Source organism: Chitinophaga sp., from assembly GCF_036566945.1.
Lineage (GTDB): Bacteria > Bacteroidota > Bacteroidia > Chitinophagales > Chitinophagaceae > Chitinophaga.
This window is the reverse complement of the sequence record NZ_DATCVJ010000220.1, coordinates 1-5,690: the sequence shown is the minus strand read 5'-3', so window position 1 is coordinate 5,690 and position 5,690 is coordinate 1. Positions and strand designations below refer to the sequence as shown.

The following is a 5,690-nucleotide window of genomic DNA, read 5'->3' as shown; positions in this document are numbered from 1 at the left end:
AGTATATACCCTGTCATCACGGATATCCATATACGTAGATGGGGAAGAATGGAAAGCGCTGTCGTTGTCCATTAACCGGGTATTCAGTATTTCCCATCCTGACGGGAAGATTTGTGATAACGCCATTTGTTCGTAATAGCCACGTTTACCCGGATTGTTGATGGTTACTGTAGCCATAAAGTCGCTACCCTGGCGGAGTGTGGCCGGGTCAATAGGTTTGCCATCACGGGTGCTGTAGTTTACCTGCATTCCCAATACATCCGGGTTGTTGCTGGCTACCGGTTCCTGACCGGCATCCGGTTGTCCCTGGAGAATGAGTCGTACATACAGTAAGTTCTGGCCGTTGTTCCGGATGCTGATATTGCCCGTAGCGCCGTTGAAGGTAATTGGTACCTGCGTAACGAAAGATTGGCCGTTTACGGTGCCTTTAACGCCGTTTAACGTGTAGGCAAAGCTCATTTTGCTGCCACCTTTATTATCGCCGCAGTATTTGGCAATCGCTATCAATGCGTAAGCGGTGGTTTGGGTGCTGTACCACTGGTCGTTTTGCGACAGCTGCGCGGCAATTTGTTTCACCATTTCGCCGGCACGGTTGCGTTGACCAAGGATGGTAATGGTTTCCAGGATCATGGCCTTATCACGCAGATCGGAACCGAAGGTGCCGCCTAATTGTGTGTATTGTTTTACTTCTGTGGCCAGGTTTTGTGCGAGCGAATTCGCCACTTCCGGTTGTCCGGCTAGTTTGTAGGCCGCTGCCAATCTCCATTTGGCGGGTACAGATAAATATTTGAATTCTTTCAACCGGTTCATAGCGCCCAACTCCGGCGATTTAGCCAGTGCCAGCAGGTATAAACGATACGCCTGTGTAAGATCACCACCGTAGAAGTTGAGGGTACTTGGCGCCCAGGTACCGGCTTTATTGCGCTGGTATTTTTTCCACTGATCCAGTAATCCCGGTGGCAGTGTATAGCCTTTTGCCTGTGCTTCTATCAGGAAATGACCGCCATAGTTGGTCCCCCACTCATCGGAGTTACCTTCTCCCGGCCAGTAGCTGAAGCCTCCATCGGAGGTTTGGAAACTCTTCAGGCGATTGATCCCTGCTTTCACGTTACGGTCTATTTCCGCCAGCTGGCTTTCTTTCACATCCATCAGCTGATTCAATACCAGCTGCGGGAACACACCCGAAGTTGTTTGTTCTATACAACCATGCGGGTATTCTATCAGGAAGCGCAAACGCTTGGCCAGGTTGAGCGATGGAATAGTAGATACTTCCAGCACACCACTGTTGGTGCCCGCCATGCCTACCGGGCTGAAAGGAGATTCCCAGCTCTTATTGCCTTCCAGTGTATTTTCAATGATGTTGGTAATCACCGGATTTGGATTACGCACATTCAGTTCTATATTTTCTTCTGCTTTTTCTGCCCCACTGCTGGCCACTACTTTTATTTTAGCAACACCTGTTTGCGGTCTTACTTTTACATCAAAATAAACCAGTTGTTCGCCCGGTTGAGTAAAGGTGACTGTTTTAGTTTGCTCTCCTACTATTTCCAGCAAAGGACTGGTGCTGATGGTAACGCTGGCACTACGGATATTAGGTTCCAGTCCGAATACCGTCACCGGTACCTGGATGGTTTCTGATGGTCCGAGTACACGGGGTGCGGTAGTGAGCAGCATCAACGGTTTCTTCACCGCTACTGCTTTTTCTGCAAAGCCATAGGCGCCGTCTTGTCCGGCTACTACCATCGCTTTTACAGAACCGATATATGGCGGCAGTTTGAATTTATGTGTTTGTTTCTGTCCTGTTTTCAGGTAGAAAGGTCCCATATATTTCACTACTGGCTTAAAGCGGTTAGCTTTGGCGCTACCGGCATTTTTATCCAGTCCTTCATCACCACCAATACTGAGGATACGGTCCATATCTGCGCCCCAGGCGCCTATTACAAAGTCGTACAGATCCCATGTTTTTACACCCAGTGCTTCTCTGGCATAGAAAGCACTATGCGGGTCAGGTGTTTTAAAGCGGGTAAGATCCAGCAAGCCTTCATCTACAATGGCGATGGTGTAGGTCATGGGTTTACCATTGCTTTCGCTCACGGATATACTGGCTTCTGTTTCTGGTTTCAGCTTATCCGACATGGTGATCACGGGTTTGAGAATAGTACCCGGATCCTCTACTGAAATAGGAATAGTACCATACATACGGATGGGCAAATCGTTGATTGTTTGCGCATGTTTTTGCAGCAAACTAACGTTCACGTATATATTAGGCGTCATGCTTTTCTCCGCCTTGAATTTGAAAGTAGTTTGTCCTTGTTTGGTAGTGATCCAGTAAGTCTTTAATACTTTGCTGCCGGATTCAATACTTACCAGTCCGCGTCCGCCTTCACTGCTGGGGATTGTCAGGGTAATATCGTCGCCGGTTTTGTATTGTTGTTTGTCAGATGTGAACACCAGCATGGACGCTTCTGCAGGGTTATCTTTCTGCATTCTTTCTGCCCAGCCTGGCCAGTCGATATACACAGATTTACCGGCGGTATGTCCGCTTTGCAGGTCTTTCACCCGTACCAGGTACCTGCCCCAGTCTGGTGAATTTACCTGTAGATTCCATTTGCCCTTGCCATCCTGAAGGGTAACGGTTTCTTTGCTCAGCAGCTGATTGTAGCTGTCTTGTGTGAAGTTGGAATAATCATCTTCTTCACCTTCATCCCACCACCATCTCCATTTTATTTTGTATAGTTCTACCTGTACTTCACGACTGCCTTTGGTGAGGTTGCCGTTGCCATCCACATCTACCAGATCAATGGTGTGTGCTCGGTCTGTGAGCAGCATACCGGTAGTGCGGTCGCCTGCAGGCATACGTAAACCTGCATAGGAAGTAAACGGATTGTAAGGCATGGAGAAGTGGTCGATACTGAAATCACCTCCCGGCTCAAATACTTTTATTTCGAAATTAGCTTTCAGTTGTCCCGGCGCTACCTTCCCCAACTGTATATCGGCATTGACAGGGGCGGTGCCGTTCTCATTCAGGGGACCTTCAAAGATGGTTTTATTTTCTGCGTCAAAATGTGTTACCGGATCATCGAAGGAGTAGTCGCTGAAGTTTTTGAAGCTGGTAGTTCCCTGTACCAGCGATACATCTACTTTCGCTTTAAGATGCTGTGCAGTAGCGCCAAACAGCCACATGGCAGAGAGGTTGCCGGTAGAACTACCTTTCGACAACGATACGTTGTTGCCGAAATCCATTTTTATTTTAAGGCGGTTAGGCTTTACGGTTTCTATGCGTACATTTTTCTGGAACGTAGCGCCGCCCACTTTTACTTTGGCTACCCAGCTGCCGGTAGGATCGTCAGGTGCGGTAGCAGTAGCAAAGCTGTAGAAGCCATTCAATCCTTCATGCTGATTAATGCGCTTGTATAACTGCCCTTTTGGGTTATATAATTCCAGCGTTACCGGGTGCTCAGCAGGGAGTTTCTGTCCTTTGTCTTCCAATATGAAGGTGAGATAAACAGAATCGCCGGGGCGCCATACACCACGTTCGCCATACAGGAAACCTTTGATGCCATTTTGTACTTCTTCTCCTTTTACGTCGAAACGGCTTAATGGCAGCGAACTTCCATCATCGAGTTTGAGGTAGCCTCTTTCATTGCCTTTTTTGGCAATGAGCAGGTAGGGCTTACGTTTCAGGTCAAAGGTAGACAAGCCTTCGCCATCACTTTTTGTTTTAAAGATGACCTGGTTTTGATAATCGAGCAGTTCCAGTTCCACGCCTATCATGGGTTTGGTGTCGCGTATATCCGTTACCGCCACTACCATGCTATTGTCATTTCCTCTTTTGGCAATCAGGCCAATGTTGGAAGAAATGATATTGCGGGAAGCCCATTTGTCTTTGCTATAGTAAGAGTTTGAGCAGGCGTCATTGCGACGGTCCCAGTTGTAGCCGTATGGATAGTAGCTATCGTAGCGTTGCCAGAAGGAATCGTCGTCGTCAATTTTTTCTCCGCCATAGTATTCTTCATCGCCTTCGCCCTCCTCTGAAGAAGCCTGGTCTCCGTCTTTGGTGGTATCTGCGGAGCAGGCAGTCATGGCATATGACTTACGGAAGCCAATGGTGATACGGTAAATAGCGCCTGGTTCGGTGCGCAGCATCTTATCAAGGTCCAGGAAGAAGCGGTTTTTCTTATGGAGGTTGACAGATTTATCAACATCGAGGCGAATTGTTTTTTCTACTACGGGCTTGCCTACACGCCGTAGTTCCTGACTGCCATCGAGGTCGTTGCGTTGCAGGTATTGTGGTACATTATTTTCGTAAATTTTAATGATGGTCACATCTACGGCGTTGAGGTTCACGGCTTCAAACGGCATTACCAGTTTATTACTTTCTGGCAGGATCACCCCTTTTCCGGGAATGCTGACAGATGGTAACGTGTTCTCAAAGTTTACGTTTGCGCTGAATGTTTTGCCTAAACGTTTATCGGTGATATTGATGACGCCTTCATTCACAATTACATTATAATTTCCTTCCAGCCTGGTGGGGGTATACACGCTTACTTCGCTGCCATCTACGGTGTAGCGCAGATCACTTTGTCCGCTGATGCCAATGAGTCCTTCCAGCGTTTGCGCCATGCTGATAGGATCGGAAAACTGTACCAGCAGGTGTTGTTCCGGGTCAGAGAGTGCTTTAACGTCCAATACTTTAAAGTCGCCGATGGCGGGAACTTCTATGGTGCTTTTGCCGGTATTATCTACTTTCAGAGACGAGCCATTCCAGCTCAGCTCCAGGTTCCGGGCAATGTTGGCGCGGGGAATATTTGCAATGGTAAACCGGGAGGTACGTTCGGTGGCATTGTGCTGCCAGGTAATGGGTAATCCTTTACCGCCGTATTGCGCGGTCAGTATTTTCTCAATGGCCTGGGGATCTTCTACATCGGCGGTATAAATCGCGCCGGAGTAGGTCATACGGTCCAGGGTATTGTTGGTACTGGATTTCAGTCCGAAGTTATCGATAGAAAAAGACGGTTTAATGATCTTAAATTCAAAATCAAATGTTTTCAGTTCTTTGGGAACATCGAGGATTTTGCCCAGTTTGAAAGTGGCCTGGTAGGTTTTACCGGGTTGCAGATTTTCGTCTGGTCTGAATTCAATAGTGGTAGCATCTATCCAGTACGACTTACCCTTAATCGAAGGAGAGAATTCGAATACTTCTTTGTCCAGGGGTTCGTTTTGGGTATGCGTTACATTCGTTTGTCCCGTTAGCTGAACACGAACGGCGCTCTGTTTGGAAATGATACCAGCGGTATATGCCTCAATGTATCTGGCAAATTCCGGGTTCATTTCTTTTCGGGCGGTTCGGCAACCACTGATCACAAACAGGGCGGCCATGAAAAAAAATAATGCTGCTACAGCAGTAAGCCGTTTTGATGGGTGCATTAGGAATGGTAATTAGGGTGATTAACTATTAGGTGCGAATGTCGGGAAATTTTCGCGAGTTTTTGTCTTTCTCAGGATTATACTGATTTAGATGATTTTCTTGATTTTGTTTTTTTTGATTTTAGTAAGATGAAAAAAGATTAGCGAAGATCAATGAGGATACCCACACCGGTCTTCGCTAATCTTTTTTCTTATAAAATCAAAAAAATAAAATCAAGAAAATCATCTAAATCAGTATAATCCTGAGAAAGACAAAAACTCGC

General features: G+C 46.9%; 1 protein-coding gene. It reads right to left on the bottom strand.

Going from position 1 to position 5,690, the window contains the following annotated elements; all coding sequences use genetic code 11:
- Positions 1 to 5,427, bottom strand: a 5,427-nt coding sequence (locus VIP81_RS06355) for an alpha-2-macroglobulin family protein (protein WP_331957634.1), incomplete at its 3' end; no start/stop codon positions are given.
- Positions 5,428 to 5,690 lie beyond the last annotated feature (263 nt).